The organism is Orenia metallireducens (genome assembly GCF_001693735.1).
GTDB lineage: Bacteria > Bacillota > Halanaerobiia > Halobacteroidales > Halobacteroidaceae > Orenia > Orenia metallireducens.
In genome coordinates this window covers 146,581-165,225 of the sequence record NZ_LWDV01000008.1, presented here as the reverse complement: position 1 = coordinate 165,225, position 18,645 = coordinate 146,581, and the positions used below count along the sequence as shown (strand labels likewise).

Genomic DNA, 18,645 nt, shown 5'->3' with positions numbered 1-18,645 from the left:
TTTAATTTAGTGAAGAGTGACAAGTGACAGGTGATGAGCAACCAGTGTAAAATTCTTTTCTCATCACTAGTCACCCATCACTCATCACTCATCACTCATTACTATTTTACTATCTATAATATAAAAGTAGAAAGGATTTTATAAAACTTTGTTCAAATAATAATATATACTAATTTGGTAAAGGGGTGGTATTATGGAAGAGACTCAATGCTTGAATCTAACTGAGAAACATAAAATTAAAGAGAGAGTAAGAGATTTTTTTGATTCTTTGGTATTTGCCGATTATAAGGAACTAGAAAGAACTATAACCCCTAACAGATTTACAGAAATAGAAATAATTATTAAAGATAATGATATAATTAGTGAAGAAATCAATGAATTTAGTAAAGAGGAATTTATTGATTTCTGTAAGGAATTATTTAGAAGAAGAGATTATATAATGTTTCAAACCAATAATGAAGAGATATTTAAAAAGGGAGAGAAGTATATCTTTACTGCTGATATCTTAATTGAAGTAAAGGATAAAGAAAATGAACAGATTAATAGCTACGGTAACGCTAAAACTACACTAGAATTAGATAAGTTAAATGGAGATTGGTATATTTCAGAGTTTGAAAATATGATTACTATTTAAATAAATCCCTACTCATTATAATGAGTAGGGGTTTATTCCTATTTTTAGGTAGTATTTACTATAATACAATAGAAATCAACTCCGTAAATAAACCAATAACACTCCCCAGCCAACCATACCCCTCTAACCTTCTAAAGTATCTTCCAGCAAAGGAGTTAAATAGGTTCTCTATATCCTTAGGGCTCATCTGATTGACCTCTAGTTCTGTTACCTCTTTAATATTTAAGGCATTTAGCAACTCTAAGAAATGGTTCTCTAATGAATCTAAGGTACTAGCTAAGATAATATCAAAGCAGAACTCTTTAGTATCTGCTTCTACCATGGTGTTTAACTCTGCTAATATTACTTCTATTACTTCTGTTAGAACTACTAATAGTTGATATCTCAACTCTCCATCATCTATCATTTGAACTAGAATTTTTTTAATATCTCTAGCTAAATAATCAAAATCTAAGATTTCACTGATATTCTTCTCTGCTAATTTAACAATGATATCCCCTATAAAGATTTTTAAATTATCTTTAAAACTAGGCGTTCTATATATAACCTTAATTATTCTCTTAACCACCTTGTTCAGTTCAACTCTACTAATATTGATAGAAAGCTGATTAAGTGGTAATGATAGAATCAAAGAATCAAATATTTCAGTCACTAAAGTCAATACATCTCTTTTAATAACCCCTTCTTTATCCCTAAGATTACTAATCAAAGATTCTCTAAATACATCAATCTCACCTGTAAAAAGTTCTAACATATCTGAAATATCATCGATAGCCATTAGCCTTAAGACTGACTTTAACTTTAAGTCTAAAATTGAATCAGCTACTCTAGATACTAAAACCGATAAACTATTAACCAAATCTTCATTAGCTAATAGCTTGTCTACCAGTCTCATCAAACTAGCACTCTCTAAATCAACACCAATATCTTTGACCTTTCTCTCCCCTACTCCATCTAGAAAGCTATTTACTAAACTGACTATCTCGTGCCGTTTTACTTTTATAAACTCAGGGAGCTTTTTATCTATTAGATTATCAATAATACTCTCGATAGTCTCTGCTGTATCTGTTAGATTATATACTCCTCTTTTAAAATAACCTGTAATCAAACCACCGATTCCACTCACCTGTTCCCTAGCAAACTCCTCTTCGACTACTTCTAAAGCCATATCCTTGATAAACCTCTTCTGATACTGTAGATAACGAACCCCTTTATTGCAGAAGTTATTGATTATAAAGTCCATATTATCATATAAAGGATTCATTAACTTACCATTGAATAAATCTTTTATCTTATCCTCAGGATTTATTTTTTTAAAGATATTATTTTTGATCATAGAGGCTAATTTCTGACGGATTTTAGTTGAATTAAACTTTTCAAGAGAATAATCAACTATAAAATCCTTCAATACTTCCTGCTGAGATGAAGGGATTAACTCTATCAACTTCTCCTCAATCAACTCATCAAGTTGTGGTGAGTATCCTTTTAGTAGCATTTGAATTTTATCAGGATCATTTATTAAAGCTACTAGCTCTGTTAACTTAGTATCTACTATTTCTTTTAATAATTCTACTATTTTTTGCTCTAAAAACTTAGGTAATAACTCTTTTAAAGAGTTATTCTTATTTAAAAATTCAAATAGTCTTTCTGTTAAACTCTCCTCTGATTCTAATAATATATCCTCTATCTTTGAACCTATATTTACTTCTAATAAAGAGATATCAACCTCTGATATATCTATCTTCTTTAATTGAGCCAATAATCTATCTACTAAATTATCCCTATTAAATTTAAAGAGCTTAAGCAAAGATAAAAAAAACCTTTCTGATATAAAATCACAGTTCGTAACTAATAATTCTTTAAAAATCCTATAATTATCTTTGGCAAACAAATTCTTAATACTATCTTCTATCTTCTCTCTATTCTCCTTAAATAGCTTATTGATTGATTCTCCATTTAATAACTGCTCATCTACAAATTCCCCCATAGAATCAGCAAACCTAGGCTTATTCTTAGCAACTATCCCAGGAGTAAAGGGGACTTTCTGTCCTAATAATCTCTTCTCTGTATAAGGACGAAATATCATTCTAAGAGCAAGTACATTGGTGAAATAACCGACAAAACCATATGTAAAAGTAGATAATATAAAATTAACCCATCCTAACTCTGAAAGATTGATACTTCCTTGAATTAAGTATAATATTAATGCAGCTATTATCCCCAAAAATGCTCCTAATTGAGTAATTGGTTTTAACTCTTTTCCCATAAAGCCTTCGACTACATCTTGCACCTGCTTATCTTCTAATTTATATAAATTATCAGCTACTGCACCTTTTACTCTACCCTCTATTATATGAGGTAGATTCTTATTTAGTAACTCCAATATCAGTGAGGTTATTCTAGCTACCATATCCTCCTGCTGATTTAACCTATCATATAGTTTAGTGATTCTCTGCTCTTTCAAATCTGCAAATATCTGACCTAAATACTTACTAGATTTATCTCCAAGCTTATTGACTAACTCCACCTTCAAGTTAACTGTAAGCAATTGAGATAAGCTCTTATCTTTAATAAATACCTTAACTTCTTCCCTTATCTTACTTGTAATAATTTCACGATTCTCCTGTAGATAAGATATACTTTTATCCTTAGCTAAAGCTAAATTTTCTTCTACACCTTCTTTAGCAATTAATTCTTCTAGCTTTAATTGAGAAATATTTAGTATCTGCTTAGACAACTCCCCTTGTACTATCTTTGTTAATTGAAGGGTAAAGATAAAATCTTCTTTAAATCTCTTAATTAAAGTACCTTTAATATTATCTTCAAAATATTGAACCAGATTTATATCTATAATCTCACCTAAGCTAATATCAAATAATCCATCAAAACTCCTCAAATCAATCTGATCTAAATACCTATCGATGTTCCTATTAATCAACTTCACAAGATTCTGAATCTTAATTAAATCCTTACTTTCTAGATAATCTATTATATCCTTTATACTATTCTCTTTAATATAATCTATAATCTGATTACTCAATTCTTGGCTCAAAGCCTTAACATCAGCATCATCTTTTAAAGATAGTAGTAGCTTATCAATCAGCTGAAACCTTCTAGCAATATTACCTAAGCCCTTTTTTATCTGACCTTTAATCCAATTTTTGACCCCTGAACCCTGATTAAGAACCTCATTTACACTCTCTTCTATCAACTCTTCAATCTCCAGTTGATTCTCTTTAATCCATTTTACCCCTTCTTCTACTAGATAGGGTAACTGCTTGTACATAAAGTTCTCTAAATTATCCTTAATATTTTCACTTAACAGATTCAAGATAGGAAGATCTATCTGCTTTAATAATTCTATAGTTCCTTCTAAAAAACTATAGATTAATCTCTTCCCTTCTGCTGACTTTAAGAATTCAATCAACCTTAGCAGAAGTTGATTACCTATATTATCTCTATCCTCCTCACCTAGTAATTCAGCAAGCGACTTAACTTTAATCTTATCCTCTACTTCAACCAAGATATCAGAGATATTCAACTCTAAGTATAATTTATCTATACTCTCATCTATACTAGCTTCAAATTTATCTTTAACTCTAATATGAAAATCTCTAGTATTATCTTCTAAATTACTGGCAAAAGTCTCAAAGATGCCTGGTGAAATAAACTTTGCTAACTTTTCTGTAGAGTTATCAGCATAGATATCGTTAACTAAGTTATCAGCAACTTTGCTTTCATTCAAAGTATTAGTAGAGATATCAAAGGCTAAATTAATTAACTGCTCTATCTGCTCACTACTTAATAACTCTTCTAATAAGATATTGTCAGCTAAAATATCAAAAAACTTAGTTATGAAGCCTTCTTTATTCTGATCATAAAAATTATTGATATTTTCTAAGGATTTATCCAATTGAGGTACCTTTGACCACTTTATATTATCAGTATTTTCATATAAATATCTTGTTAAAATATCAGAGACTGTGACTTTAAAAATTCTCTTGAATTCTTCTTTAGATAATTCCTGCTCAATAGTCTGGTAATTGATGATATCCCTCTCTACCAACTCACTTATATTCTCAATAAACTCATCCTTAGTCTCTAAGATAACCCCGCCAAAGGGTCCATACTTCCTAAATAGCATCTTAATTGCAATATCATTGGTAATATATCCTGTAACTCCTCCACCTAATAGCTTAAAAACTATAGCTAAATAATCCATAAACTCCTCCTTTCTGTTAAGTTAAGTGATTGTTAATCTAATATAACTCCTACTATATTGACCATAATTAAAAAAGACTACTGATATATACTTTACTAGTAGTCTTCTTAGTTTAATCTTATTTATTTTGAATATACTAATCAATTGCTCTATCAAATTTCTTCTACCTGAATTATCAAGTTTAAGCCTCAACCTAAGGTTAGGATTAAATAACCTTACTCAACCTAATTATTTATATCAATTCTAATACAGCCAGTGCAGTAATCTCATCTGTTATCAATACATCTAACACTCCACTTCTCATCACACCCAAGATAGCTTCTGCTTTATGGGCACCAGATACCACTCCTATTACATAAGGAATCTTTTTAAGTTGTTCAAAGCTAATCCCTATCACCCTATCATCAAAGGCAGCATTACATCTCTCTCCATTGATATCAAAGAATCTAGCACAGATATCACCTATTGCTCCAGCTTGATTTAACAATTCCATGTCCTCTTCTAGCAAATAACCAGATTTAATGAAGATTGATACTGGGTTTAACCCTCCAATCCCAACCATAGCTACCGTTATTTCATTCATCATCTCATAGATTTCTTTTATCTTTCTATCAGAGATAATAGCATCTCTAATCGTTTTATTATCAACAATAGCAGGTGCTGGTAATATATTATATTCACCACCAAAAGCTCGGGCAAGGTTATGGATGATGGTATTTGCACTTACATCATTAGAGCCTAAATTACCTATTAATTGCACAATATCAACCTCTTTATTAATAGGCTCTACATAGTCACTCACCCTCCGTAAAGTACTCCCCCAAGAGACTCCTAATATATCTTCATCACCTAACTTCTCACTCAAATGCTTAGCAGCAGTCTTAGCTACTTCATTAAAATAAACTTTCTCTGAAGCATCTTGGCTAACGATAATTTTGGCTTCTTTCAGTCCAAAATCTTCCTCAAACTTTCTCTCTAGTCTAGTAGCATTATCTTTAGGATAATTTATCTTGACTTCAATAATCCCTTCTTTTCTAGCTGCAGTTAATATCCTTGAAACCTTGACTCTAGAAATCTTAATTCTATCGGCTATCTCTTGTTGACTCAGATCATATTTATAGTATAATTCAGCTACTTTAGCCATTAATTTTGGTTCATAACTTGCCATATCAATTCACTCCTTAATAGAATCTAACCTTATTATAAATTCTTTTTAGTTAATTTTAAAGTATACTTAGTTATTTTCTGCTAAAACCTATTTAATTTCTCCAATCAAAGTATCAAGCAATAAATATATAAGAGCGAACATAATGTTCGCCCTTACTAATCTATAATATTATCTTCCTAATCTATCTGCTGCTAAAATAGCATCTTTAACCATCTGAGCATCTACAGCAAAGGGCATATTATGAATTGTTTCACCTTCTACAGTACTTGCTTTAGCTACCTTTAAAATATCATCTTCGTTAATCTCTTCTATACCCAAATCAGCTAAGGTTGTTGGTAATCCAACAGATTTACAGAAATCAATTACCCCATCAATTAATTCAGGCTCTCTATCCTCTAATACTAATTGGACAATTGTAGAATAAGCTACCTTCTCTCCATGGGTCTTATTATGGGTCTCATCTAAGACTGTAAATCCATTATGAATAGCATGAGCTGCAGCTAATCCACCACTTTCAAAACCTAATCCACTTAATAGAGTGTTAGCTTCTACAATCTTTTCTAAAGCTTCTGTTACTACACCAGCTTCTGCTGCTTTTTTAGCTACTAGACCATATTCAATCAATGTATCATAACATAATTCAGCCAAATTAAGGGCTGTCATAGTCGGACTTCCACCTGACATAGCTTTTGTTTTAGTCAAGCTAGAAGCAGCGGCTTCAAAGTATGTTGCTAAAGCATCTCCCATTCCAGATACTAAGAATCTAGCTGGGGCTTTAGCTATAACCTCTGTGTCAACTAGCACTACATCAGGATTTGAAGGTAAGAATAGATATTCCTCAAATACCCCTTCATCTGTATAGATTACAGATAATGCACTACAAGGAGCATCAGTTGCAGCTATAGTTGGGATAATAGCAACTGGTAATCCAGCATAATAAGCTACAGCCTTTGCCGTATCTAAAGTCTTACCTCCCCCAATACCAATTACAACTTTAATCCCCTTCTCTTCTACTAGTTCCTTCAATCTATTAATCTCATTTTTAGAACACTCACCATTAAAGCTCTCTAAAAGTAAATCTTTATCCTTTAAACCTTCTTTTATCTCTTCTTGGAATAAATCTAAGACTACTGGGTCAGATAAAGCCAATACTTTATCACCTAATTTAGCAATATGCTCTCCAACCTCTTTTAAGACACCCTTACCTTGGACATACTTACCTGGAGAAATTAAAATCTTTGCCATATTATCACCCTTTCTCTTACCTTATTTTGTGAACATATGTACTAAAACGATATCATGTTCTAAGATAAGTATAGTATATTTGTTAAAAAAAGTCAATGTACTCTGACTTTCTTATAATATAGTAGAGAGTAAATATCTAGATATTTACTCTCTACTATATTTCTCAATATCATTATAAATTATTTACCTTCTTTCCTTGACCATAAACTTTCTCCCAATCTGAAATAAAACCTTCTACACCTAACTCAGTCATTGGATGATAGACAAGTTTTTCAATTAATTCTGGATTTGCTGTGATAGCTTGACTTCCCTGTAATAAACATTGATGAATTTGATTAACATTTTTAAAACTAGCAGCAATCACCTTAGTATCTAGTTGGTGAACCTTAAATAATTTAACGATTTCACTAACAACGTTAATTCCATCGGCAGAGATATTATCTAAGCGATTGACATATGGTGCCACAAAATTAACTCCTGCCTTAGCTGCCATAAATGCCTGTTGTGGCGTAAATACTGCTGTTGCAGTTATCTTTATTCCCTTCTTACTTAAGATTTTAATAGCTTTAATTCCTTCAAAAATAACTGGAACCTTTACATACAAGTTTTCACCAAATTTTTCAGCTAGAAACTCAGCCTCCTCTACCATCTCTTCTGCCCCAGTACTTAATACTTGGGCATGTAGCATCTTATCTTGACCAATAATATTCTTTATCTCTGTTAATAACTCTAAGAAGTCTTTATCTTCCTTAGCAATAATCGATGGATTGGTCGTTACACCATCAATTGGGTATAAATCATTAAGCCTTTTAATCTCTTCTAAATTAGCTGTATCTAATAATATTAACATATTGTCTCCCCCTTTTATATAAAATGAGAGTTAATGGATATATTGCGACATTTTAGCTTCAAAGCTGTGACTCATAAGCTATGAGCTAAAATCTCTAAGAACTTAAGCTCACGACTCACAGCTCATAGCTTAATAAAAAGTGTCGCAACATCTCTCTATAACCCCATACTTAAACTTGATTTTAAAATCAAAAATTTTTATTGTTAAAACTTCTGTTCTGTTCTAGCAATAATATCATCTTGGGTCTTCTTATCTAAGGTTACAAATTGAGCACAATAACCCGCTACTCTAACTATTAAATCTCGATATTTTTCTGGATTCTGTTGAGCTGCTCTCAGTGTCTCACTGGATACAATATTAAATTGGATATGCCAAGCCTTTAAGTTGATAAAGGCTTTAATAAAGGAAACAAATCTATCAAATTGGCTCTTACCTGCTAATAGTTCAGGAGGAAATTTTTGATTAAGGAGTTGACCACCAGTCATCATTATCGTAGAAAACTTGGTAATAGAATTTAAAACTCCAGTTGGTCCATTAACATCTGTTCCTTGAGTAGGTGAAGCACCTTCTGCTGCTGGTGTTGCAGCATTTCGACCATCAGGGGTAGCTCCAGTTACTGTTCCCATTGGTACATTAGATGAGATTCCAGAGGTGGACATATAATAATTACCACCAATAGGACCTCGACCATACCTTGTATTCTTATAATTCTTAATCTCATCCATATAAGTCTTATAAGCATCTACTGCTAACTGGTCAACATAATCATCTCCATTACCGTACTTAGGAGCATCAAGTAACATTTTTTGAATAAATTTACCTCTATCACCTGCAAAATCATTAGCTAAAACCTCCATTAACTCCTCAGCCGTTAAAGACTTCTCTTCAAAGATATACTTCTTAATAGCTGCCATAGAGTTAGCTACATTGGCAATACCCACCTGTAAGCCACTGACCATATCATAAACTGCTCCACCCTCTTTAACAGTCTTACCTCGCTCAATACAATTACCTACTAATGAAGAGCATAACATATCTGGGAACTCTTCAAGCTGAGTATCTGCTACATGGTCAACAATCACAGAAAGCTTTGTATAATAAGCGATATGGGCTTCCCAAGCCTTCCATAACTCATCAAAACTTGCAAAGTCTTTTAAGCTTCCTTGACCTTTAAATAATTCAATCCCAGTTCTTGGGTCAACGCCATCATTTAAGGTCAACTCTAAGGCCTTCAACATATTAAGGAAGGTCATCCCAGTACAACGATACCCCCATTTACCTGGTACAGCTACTTCTACACACCCTACCATTGTATAACCATAGGCATCTTCATAGCTTACTCCCTTGTCAAGTAAAGAAGGAATGATAATCTCATCATTATGCAAAGCAGGCATTCCATAACCAGTTTTGATAACCTGTGCAGCCTCCCGCAATAATCTCTCTGGACTATTGGCATGTACTCTAACCGATAAATTCGGTTGAGTCAGCTTCATCTCACCAACACTCTCTAAAATGAGATAAGTCAATTCATTTGTTTCATCTTTTCCTTGAGGATTCTGCCCACCAATAGTTACATTTTGATAAGTAGGATAGCCTGCTCCATAACCTGCATGGGAAGTAGGTCTTAGCTTGATAATGGAAAACAGTTTTACCCACAAGCATTCTAGTAGCTCTTTGGCAAAATCCTTAGTGATAACTCCTTCTTTAATATCCTTTTTATAAAATGGATATAAATATTGGTCTACTCTACCTAAAGAAGCTGAATGACCATTACTTTCAATCTGAAGAACTAAGTGGATAAACCAGATTGCTTGCACTGCTTCATAGAAATTACGGGGTGCTTTAGCTGGAGTTCGCTCACAAACATCAGCTATTTTGATTAGCTCTTCTTTCCTTGCTGGGTCATCTACCTGCTCTGCTTGCTCTTTAGCTAGTTGGGCATATCTTTTTGCAAAGTTTATAACACTTTCATTAGTTAGTATAGTACCTTCCCAGAAAGCTTTTTTTCTAATAGCATCAAGGTCACCTAGGTCAAGCTTTTCTAGTTCTGCTTGAGCCTCTGCAATTATACCTTCAAGCCCTTTATTTAAGACCTTCTCGAAATCTGGAACTATATGACCATCACCAGAGGTCATATTTCCTTCACCATGAATCACCTTTACTTTAGAAGCCCTTTTAACCTCTTCAGGTAATAGCTCATAACATTTAGCATGTAAAGTCTTACCTTTCCAGTATTGAATAAGGTCTAATAACTCATCAATATGCTCTTTGGGTAAATAGAAGTTATCACCTGGTCGTTTATCAAAGTTTCCTTCTACTTCTATTTCAGCCTCCATCCACTCTACACCATACTCTGGGAAGATAGGGGCTGTTCTCTCATCAGAAGCCTGATTTCCAACTATTAATTCTCCATCTTTAATATAAATACTCATATTTTGTAAAATCTTCTCTACTGCTTTAGCTCTCTTTAAATAGATAGGTGCAGCTTCATTTTCTTGATAGGCTTCTGTAATATATCTAGCTCTTTCAATACAGACTCCTGGTACTTTAGATAGAACACTCTCTCTTAATTTTTCTACTCTAGGACTTTGAATTTGATAGACTTTATCCTTCACCTTTATCCCTCCTATTTTTATAGTCAGCCTCCAATTTGAACCTTTATCCCTTTAGACTCTATTAACTCTTGCAGATAATTCATCTCTTTATCACCAGGACTTTCTAAATCCTCTAATAGATATTCTCTACCTAATCTATCATACTTCTCCCTGCCTAAGCTATGATAAGGAAGGAGATGAATCTCTTTTATCCCTAACTCTTGTGCCAACTCAATCGTTTGGCTTATGTTCTCTTTACTATCATTAATTCCTGGAATTACAGGAACCCTAATGATAATCTCCTTATTCAATTGAGCAGCTCTCTTTAAATTATCTATTATCCAAGTATTCTCAACACCTGTTGCTTCTAAATGCTTATTACTGTCTAGGTGCTTAATATCAAATAATACTAAGTCAGTAAATTCTAAAATCTGTTTGAAATTGTCCCAACTTCCATAACCAGAGGTTTCAATAGCGGTATGAATATACTCTTCTTGGCATTTTTCTAAAATCTCTGCAGTAAATCTAGCTTGTGATAAGACCTCTCCTCCAGATAGCGTTACTCCTCCACCCGACTGATTATAAAAAGGAATATCCTGTTTAACTACTTCAACTACCTCTTCTACACTCATATATTTTCCTACTAACTCTCTATTAGACGAATCCCCATCATAATAAAACTCCTGTCCTCTATGCTGAGTTTCAGGACTACTACACCATTGGCACCTAAGGGGACAACCTTTAAGAAAGACTACTGTTCTAATTCCTGGTCCATCGTAGGCGGCATATCTTTCAATTCTAGTAACTAAACCTTTAGACATAACTTACACCTCCTATACGAATTCCTTTTAAATAATTTATTTTGTGAACATTTGTTCTTGGTTGTTTATTTGTTCTTACACTCATATAGTACCATAGGAATTTTTATCTGTCAAGGTGTATAATCAACCTCCACTTACGATAGGTAAATAGTTGGAATAATATAGAGATATTGCCACAATTCAGTAACTAGTGACAAGTGACGAGTAACCAGTAAAGAACTTAACTTATCACCTGTTACTCGTCACTCGTTACTATATGAATATATCCATTAGCCGATAAATAATACTACCTAAACAAAAATAGGGCAGCCTAAGATTTTCACCTTAAGCTACCCTATTACCAAAAACTTATTTACTTTGCCACTTATCACTCGTCACTCATTGCTGCTTACTACTTTGAATATATTCATCAATTGCTTTAGCAGCCCTCTTTCCAGCTCCCATAGCTTCAATTACCGTTGCAGCTCCAGTTACCATATCTCCTCCAGCAAAGACACCTGCTTTACTGGTTTCACCAGTATCTTCATCGGCTACAATTGTACCCCACTTAGTGGTTTCAATCTCAGGAGATTCTTTTAATAAAATAGGATTTGGACTTTGACCAATAGCCATAATCACAGTATCTACATCCATCACCCATTCAGAGCCTTCAATTGGAACTGGTCTTCTTCTGCCTGAATCATCAGGCTTACCTAATTCCATCTTGATACACTCCATTCCAGTTACAAAGCCCTCTTCGTTACCTAAGATTCTTGTTGGGTTATTGAGAAGCTTGAACTGAATTCCTTCCTCTTCAGCATGATGAATCTCTTCCTCTCTTGCAGGCATCTGCTCTCTAGCCCGACGATAAACGATAATTGACTCTTCAGCTCCTAACCTTAATGCAGTTCTAGCAGCATCCATAGCCACATTTCCTGCTCCAATTACTGCTACCCGTTTACCGACATAGACAGGTGTCTTGTACTCTGGGAAACGATAGGCTTTCATCAGATTAACTCTAGTTAAGAACTCATTGGCTGAATAGACCCCATTTAAATTCTCTCCTTCAAGACCTAGGAAACGAGGAAGCCCCGCTCCAGTTCCTACAAATACAGCATCATACCCCTCTTCAAAGAGCTCATCTATACCTTTAATCTTACCGATAACATGGTTGAGTTTGATCTCCACTCCCAACTTTTCAATCTTCTCTACCTCATCTTTAACAATTGCTTTAGGTAATCTAAACTCTGGAATACCATAGGTCAATACTCCTCCTACCTCATGGAAGGCTTCAAAGATAGTTACTTGATAGCCCATCTTAGCTAAGTCTGCTGCTGCAGTCAGACCTGCTGGACCTGCACCTATTATGGCTACCTTCCCTTTATCTTGATTAGCAACTGCTTCTATCTCTTCTTTATCTCTAGCATAATCAGCTACAAATCGCTCTAAGCGACCAATAGCTACCGCTTCATTCTTAATCCCTACTATACATTTTCGCTCACATTGCTCTTCTTGAGGACAGACCCGTCCACAGATTGCAGGGAGATTATTCTTCTCTTTAATCTTCTTAGCTGCCTCTTCAAACTTTCCTTCTGCTACCAAAGCAATAAAATCAGGAATATCAACCTCTACTGGACAGCCTTGCATACAAAGAGGATTCTTACATTGTAGACAACGCTTAGCCTCATTTATCGCATCTTCAGCTGAATAACCTAAAGCTACTTCTCCAAAATTATTAACTCTTTCTTTTGGGTTCTGTTCTGGCATCTTTGTCTTTTTAGTCTGCTTTGACACGGCAACCTTCACCTCCAATATTATGAGCATGGGCTAACTTTTCATGATCACTATAAAATTGCTGTCTTCTTAACTGTTCATCAAAGTCTACCAAATGTCCATCAAAGGCTGGACCATCAACACAAGCAAACTTGGTCTCTCCACCAACAGTTACTCGACAACCTCCACACATACCAGTACCATCAACCATCAGTGAATTTAGACTCACCATTGTATTGACTCCATACTCTTTAGTCAACTCTGATACAAATTTCATCATAATCATCGGACCAATAGTGATTACTAAATCTATATCATCATTCTCCTCTAATACATCCTTTAAAACATCAGTTACAAATCCTTGATGCCCTTTAGAACCATCATCTGTACTTATATATAATTGCTGACTCAATTCAGCAAAGTCATCTTCTAAAATTATCAACTCTTCAGTTCTAGCCCCTAAAATACTAATAATCTCTGTACCCTCTTCACTTAGAGATTTCGCTTTAGGGTATAGTGGTGCTGCACCTAAACCACCTGCAACACAGACAACCTTCTTATAATTTTCAGTCTCAATATGTTCCCCTAGAGGACCTACTAAATCTAAAAAGCTATCCCCAACTTCTAATTTACAAATCTCTTCACTACTATAACCTACTTCTTGTACAATAATTGTAACACTGCCCTCTTGACGATCATAGTCAGCAATAGTTAAAGGGATTCTTTCTGCCTGCTCATCTACTCTAACAATCAAGAAATGTCCTGGCTGAGCTTTAGCAGCTACATTAGGTGCCAAAACTTTAAATTTACTTATCTTAGGTGCCAAGACTTCTTTGTCTAATATCTTATACACTTGTACTCTCTCCTCCTAATTTATATAGATTTTCTAATTAGTAATAGTAAATTGCATAAAAATATAAAACTAATTATTATAATTATATCAATTTAGTTGGTAAAATCAACTTTTCTTAAATAAATAATAGAAGACATCTTCTAAACTATTAAAATAACTTATACTCTTTTGAATTATCAATCTTTGAATTTAAAATAAAATTTTATGGGTATATTGCGACATTTTCCACCTCGCCCCCTAACCCCCTCTCCTTAACTAATGAGAGGGGGGAAATGATTTTTCTTTTTGTTCCCTCTCCTCAGAGGAGGAGAGACCGTTCCTGTACGACGGGTTGATAAACCCAGAGGGGTTAGGGTGAGGTGTGAGTTCTAAAAGTGTCGCATTATCTATTATCTATAAAGACACCTTTAATTTACAGGAATAATTTTCATCTACTCATTTAATATTAATGCCACGGAATAAAATCCCGTGGCTTTAGACTATTTTATATAAAGTATATTTAATATATTACCTATTTAACTAGAACCTAAATCTAATTCTTAACTAATTAATTTCCATAGAAAGAATCAACATAAATCTTCTTCATATCTTCAACAGTAGGCTCTTGTGGATTGGTTAATGTACATGGATCTTGATGAGCATTCTTTGACATTCTATCTACTATATTCTCAAAATCTTCTTCAGTATAATCCAACCAATCTATTGCTTTAAATGAAGGAACTATATCTAATGTTTTATTTAAATTCCTAACTGCATCTGCTAAACTATCTACACCTAATGTCTTTTCAACTACTTCAAACTTCTCTTTAGCAGCTTCATAGTTAAATTCTATAACATATGGAAGCAATATAGCATTGGCTAAACCATGAGTAACATGTAATTCTCCACCAATTTTATGCGCTAAACTATGTACAATTCCTAAAGAAGCATTAGAGAAAGCCATTCCTGCCATTGTAGAAGCATTATGCATCTTCTCTCTAGCTACCATATCATCACCATTACTAACAGCCTTAGGTAAGTATTCAAATACCATCTCAATTGCTTTCAATGCTAAAGCATCACTATAGTCACTAGCCGCAGTAGATACAAAGGCTTCAACTGCATGTGCCAATACATCCATTCCAGTATTAGCTGTGATATGTGGTGGCATTGTAGCAGGAATCTTTGGATCAACAATTGCTATATCTGGTACAATCTCTGGAGATACAATTGGATATTTAATCTTATTTTCTGTATCTGTAATAACAGAAAAGGCTGTAATCTCAGAAGCTGTTCCACTAGTAGAAGGAATTGCAATAAATTTAGCCTTATTTCTTAACTTAGGCATAGAAGCTACCTTGATAATATCTTCAAATTCTAATTCAGGATGCTCATAAAATGCCCACATAATCTTAGCAGCATCTAAGGCTGAACCTCCACCTATAGCAATAATCCAATCAGGCTTAAAGTCTAACATCTCTTCTTTCCCTTTAATTACAGTTTTAACTGATGGGTTAGGCTCTACTCCATCAATTATCTTTGATTCAATTCCAGCCTCTTGTAAATAATCTACTGCCTGATCTAAGAATCCAAACCTCTTCATTGAACTTCCACCTGTAACTAAAACTGCACGCTCTCCTTCTAACCCTTTCAAAATCTCTAAAGCATTCTCACCAAATTCAATATTTCTTGGAAGTAAAAATGTACTCATCTTATCACTCCTGATGTTATTATTTTAACAATCATATTATAACATAAGTGGTAATATGATGCAATACACTGCAAATAATCACGAAAATTCTGACTTTTCTATCTAATTTAAATTAATAACCAACTTTATCTATAATTTTTTAATAACAGTTACATTTATATTGTTAAATTTAAATCAATTTATTCTTATCAATTGTTGGAATTACAAAAATCCTTATTACCAATTGGTAATAAGGATTTAAAAATATTTAAGGTACCTCATGCCCCATAGAACTCTGTAAAATTTCAAACCAATGCTCTCTACTCAACTCTATTTCCATTGCTTCAACAGCACTCTCGATCCGCTCTATCTTTCCACTTCCTACAATAGGGATAATCTTAGCTGGATGCTTTAGTAACCAAGCATACATCACTTGGTCAATAGCCCTAGCATCAACTTCCTTAGCTACCTTCTCTAAAATCTCTCTAACTCGAAGAGCTTTTTCATCTTGAGAAGTAAAGACTCTTCCACCTGCTATTGGGGACCATGCCATTGGAGCAACCCTCTTCTCTTGACAGTAATCTAATGTTCCATCTTCTATATTCTCTAATTCCATTACAGAAAGCTCAATTTGATTAGTCACTAAAGGAAGATCTAAACGAGAACTCAACAGATCAAATTGATGAGCTTTAAAGTTAGATACTCCAAAATTTAATACCTTCCCTTCTTCTTTCAATTCTGTAAATACTTCTGCTACTTCATCAGCATCCATAAAAGGATCAGGACGATGAATCAATAGTAAATCTATATAATCTGTCTTAAAATTCCTCAAAGAATTCTCTACAGAATTTCTAATATGATCCTTACTAGTATCATATGACTTAATATTGTGTTCAGGACGATTTTCAGAGATTAACTTAATCCCACATTTAGTTACTAACTCAATCTTATCCCTTAACTTAGGCTTTAGACTTAAAGCCTCTCCAAAAATACCCTCACAGGTATAATTACCATAGATATCTGCATGGTCAAAGGTGGTGACTCCTAATTCAAGGCATCTTTCCACTAATTCCACAATCTCTTTTTTGGACATATTCCAGCTTGCTAAACGCCAGTGCCCGTGAACAATTCTTGATATCTCTAATGTATCACCTAACTTGATTCTTTCCATATTTATCCTCCCCGAACTTATAATTAATTGTACATTGTCAATTCTCAATTGCTTTAAATTTGTCCTATCCAATTATCATCATTTATTCTAAAGCTCTCTCTAACCTCTTTAACCAATTCTGTTGGTAAAGCTCCTTTATTAATAAGCTCTATATTTCTTTTAAATGATTAAGATTAGATGTTCCAACTATACAACTATGTACTCCTTCAAAATAGGCAGTAAATCGCAAAGCAATCTCATGTAAACTCAATCCATAAGTATTAAAGTTCATCTTCTCTCTAGCTACCATATCATCACCATTCTCATAAGCTTTTGGTAAGTATTCACAGACCATCTCTATAGCTTTTAATGCTATAACATCTGTATAGTTACTAGCACCAGTAGAAGTAAATGCTTCAACTGCATGTGCCAATACCCTGTATTAGCTGTAATATGTGGTGGCATTGTAGCAGGAACAGCTGGATCTACAATCACTACATCAGGAACTATTTCTGGTGATACAATTGGATATTTAATCTTCTTCTCAGTATCAGTAATTACCGAAAATGCAGCAATCTCAGATGCAGTCCCACTAGTAGATGGAATTGCAACAAACTTAGCTTTATTTCTTAATTTAGGGAACCTACTTCAATGATATCTTCAAGCTCTTGCGAGTTTCAAAAAGCCAAAAACTTTTCATGGTTTCAGTAGATTTTACTTTTCATCGATATCTTCAGAAATAACAGTTAATCTCTATACTTCACTCCCATTGCAGCAGTCCCCACTGCGTTATCACTACTCCATTTAGGGTCAGCAAAGTATAGTTTAGCACCTACAGCAGGATGCTCTAAACGTTTCTTTAATCTCTCTCTTATGTACTGATTGGCTGCTACACCACCAACAATTAAAATATCTTTACATTTCTCTTCATCAATTGCTTTCTTTAAAACCTTCTCCAAAGAATTGGCTATACATTGCTGCACAGCTAAAGCTATATCTGCCGAACCTTTACCTAATTCAATCAATCTCATAGCTGCCGAAGTAGGTCCAGAGAAGCTCATCTGATAACCTTGTACAGAGGATGGGATACTTACCTTGCCTAATTCACCTTTAGTAGCCAATCTCTCTAGCTGGGAACCTGCTGGAAAGGATAGACCTAGTGCTACACCAACTCTATCTACAAATTGACCAGCATGTAAATCCTGAGATGCTCCTAATTCTTTGATATCAAAATTATTGTTATTCTTATGTACCTTCAATATCTCTGAAGTCCCACCCGATAGATGAACAGCCAAAAACTTCTGTATATTTATCTTTGCAGACCATAAACCTGCCATCAAATGCCCCTCCTGATGAGAAGTTTCAATTAAAGATATACCTAAGACACTAGCCAAAGCCTTAGCATGTCCAAAACCAGCTGTAAAGACTGGCATATAGGAATCTTCTTGTGGACGAGGCTTAGTACTAACCACTATCTTAGTCAAAACATCCTTTCTACCTTCTGCAACCTCAGCAATCAGATTAGGTAGCTGCTTAACATGTTGGAATAAGGCTTCTGATTGGCGTAATCCCCTCTCTCCTAAATCAACCTTTAATCTCTCTCTTCTCTGCTTAACTAATTTACCTTCTAGGTCCATTAAGGCAACTGAAGTGGTATAATTACTGGTATCTATCCCTAAAATCAACT

General features: G+C 34.1%; 12 protein-coding genes and 1 pseudogene. 1 reads left to right on the top strand and 12 read right to left on the bottom strand.

The features are described from left to right. The first annotated feature begins 193 nt into the window (after positions 1 to 193). Entirely contained in the window at positions 194 to 634 is a 441-nt protein-coding gene (locus tag U472_RS05655) for a hypothetical protein (protein WP_068716398.1), read from the top strand. Between the two features lie 58 nt (positions 635 to 692). On the opposite strand, the gene U472_RS05650 is transcribed toward U472_RS05655, so the two are convergent. From U472_RS05650 to U472_RS05595, 12 genes and pseudogenes are all read right to left on the bottom strand, one after another. Next, positions 693 to 4,856, bottom strand: coding sequence for a DUF445 family protein (locus U472_RS05650; protein WP_068716396.1), 4,164 nt, complete (start codon positions 4,854 to 4,856; stop codon positions 693 to 695). Positions 4,857 to 5,088: 232 nt separating this feature from the next. Then, positions 5,089 to 6,024 (bottom strand): sugar-binding transcriptional regulator, encoded by a 936-nt coding sequence (locus U472_RS05645; RefSeq protein WP_068716394.1) that lies wholly within the window; start codon positions 6,022 to 6,024, stop codon positions 5,089 to 5,091. 168 nt (positions 6,025 to 6,192) lie between these two features. After that, a complete protein-coding gene (locus tag U472_RS05640; protein WP_068716392.1) occupies positions 6,193 to 7,269 on the bottom strand; it encodes a glycerol dehydrogenase in 1,077 nt (358 codons plus the stop codon). Between the two features lie 172 nt (positions 7,270 to 7,441). Further along, on the bottom strand, positions 7,442 to 8,119 hold the full coding sequence (fsa, locus tag U472_RS05635) for a fructose-6-phosphate aldolase (RefSeq protein WP_068716390.1): 678 nt from the start codon (positions 8,117 to 8,119) through the stop codon (positions 7,442 to 7,444). A gap of 203 nt (positions 8,120 to 8,322) precedes the next feature. Beyond that, entirely contained in the window at positions 8,323 to 10,734 is a 2,412-nt protein-coding gene (locus tag U472_RS05630; protein ID WP_068716387.1) for a glycyl radical protein, read from the bottom strand. A gap of 23 nt (positions 10,735 to 10,757) precedes the next feature. Continuing rightward, positions 10,758 to 11,534: a glycyl-radical enzyme activating protein gene (locus tag U472_RS05625; RefSeq protein ID WP_068716386.1), complete on the bottom strand. Its 777-nt coding sequence runs from the start codon at positions 11,532 to 11,534 to the stop codon at positions 10,758 to 10,760. A 378-nt stretch (positions 11,535 to 11,912) separates the two neighbouring features. Next, positions 11,913 to 13,337, bottom strand: a complete 1,425-nt coding sequence (gene gltA / locus U472_RS05620) for an NADPH-dependent glutamate synthase (protein WP_068716385.1) — start codon at positions 13,335 to 13,337, stop codon at positions 11,913 to 11,915. Further along, positions 13,291 to 14,139, bottom strand: coding sequence for a sulfide/dihydroorotate dehydrogenase-like FAD/NAD-binding protein (locus tag U472_RS05615; RefSeq protein WP_068716384.1), 849 nt, complete (start codon positions 14,137 to 14,139; stop codon positions 13,291 to 13,293). The genes gltA and U472_RS05615 overlap by 47 nt, the downstream gene beginning before the upstream one ends. 547 nt (positions 14,140 to 14,686) lie before the next feature. Beyond that, positions 14,687 to 15,829 (bottom strand): iron-containing alcohol dehydrogenase, encoded by a 1,143-nt coding sequence (locus U472_RS05610; protein ID WP_068716383.1) that lies wholly within the window; start codon positions 15,827 to 15,829, stop codon positions 14,687 to 14,689. A gap of 247 nt (positions 15,830 to 16,076) precedes the next feature. Beyond that, positions 16,077 to 16,979, bottom strand: a complete 903-nt coding sequence (locus tag U472_RS05605; protein WP_068716381.1) for an aldo/keto reductase — start codon at positions 16,977 to 16,979, stop codon at positions 16,077 to 16,079. Between the two features lie 265 nt (positions 16,980 to 17,244). Beyond that, a pseudogene (locus U472_RS16175) lies at positions 17,245 to 17,597 on the bottom strand (iron-containing alcohol dehydrogenase); the annotation flags it as partial. Between the two features lie 107 nt (positions 17,598 to 17,704). Then, positions 17,705 to 18,643 (bottom strand): Kae1-like domain-containing protein, encoded by a 939-nt coding sequence (locus tag U472_RS05595; RefSeq protein ID WP_141677945.1) that lies wholly within the window; start codon positions 18,641 to 18,643, stop codon positions 17,705 to 17,707. Between the last annotated feature and the right edge of the window lie 2 nt (positions 18,644 to 18,645).

Coding starts and splice junctions, on each gene's coding strand:
- U472_RS05640 (WP_068716392.1), bottom strand. CDS start 7,269: ATGGCAAAGATTTTAATTTCTCCAGGTAAGTATGTCCAAGGTAAGGGT.
- U472_RS05650 (WP_068716396.1), bottom strand. CDS start 4,856: ATGGATTATTTAGCTATAGTTTTTAAGCTATTAGGTGGAGGAGTTACA.
- U472_RS05655 (WP_068716398.1), top strand. CDS start 194: ATGGAAGAGACTCAATGCTTGAATCTAACTGAGAAACATAAAATTAAA.
- fsa (WP_068716390.1), bottom strand. CDS start 8,119: ATGTTAATATTATTAGATACAGCTAATTTAGAAGAGATTAAAAGGCTT.
- U472_RS05625 (WP_068716386.1), bottom strand. CDS start 11,534: ATGTCTAAAGGTTTAGTTACTAGAATTGAAAGATATGCCGCCTACGAT.
- U472_RS05605 (WP_068716381.1), bottom strand. CDS start 16,979: ATGGAAAGAATCAAGTTAGGTGATACATTAGAGATATCAAGAATTGTT.
- U472_RS05610 (WP_068716383.1), bottom strand. CDS start 15,829: ATGAGTACATTTTTACTTCCAAGAAATATTGAATTTGGTGAGAATGCT.
- gltA (WP_068716385.1), bottom strand. CDS start 13,337: ATGCTCATAATATTGGAGGTGAAGGTTGCCGTGTCAAAGCAGACTAAA.
- U472_RS05645 (WP_068716394.1), bottom strand. CDS start 6,024: ATGGCAAGTTATGAACCAAAATTAATGGCTAAAGTAGCTGAATTATAC.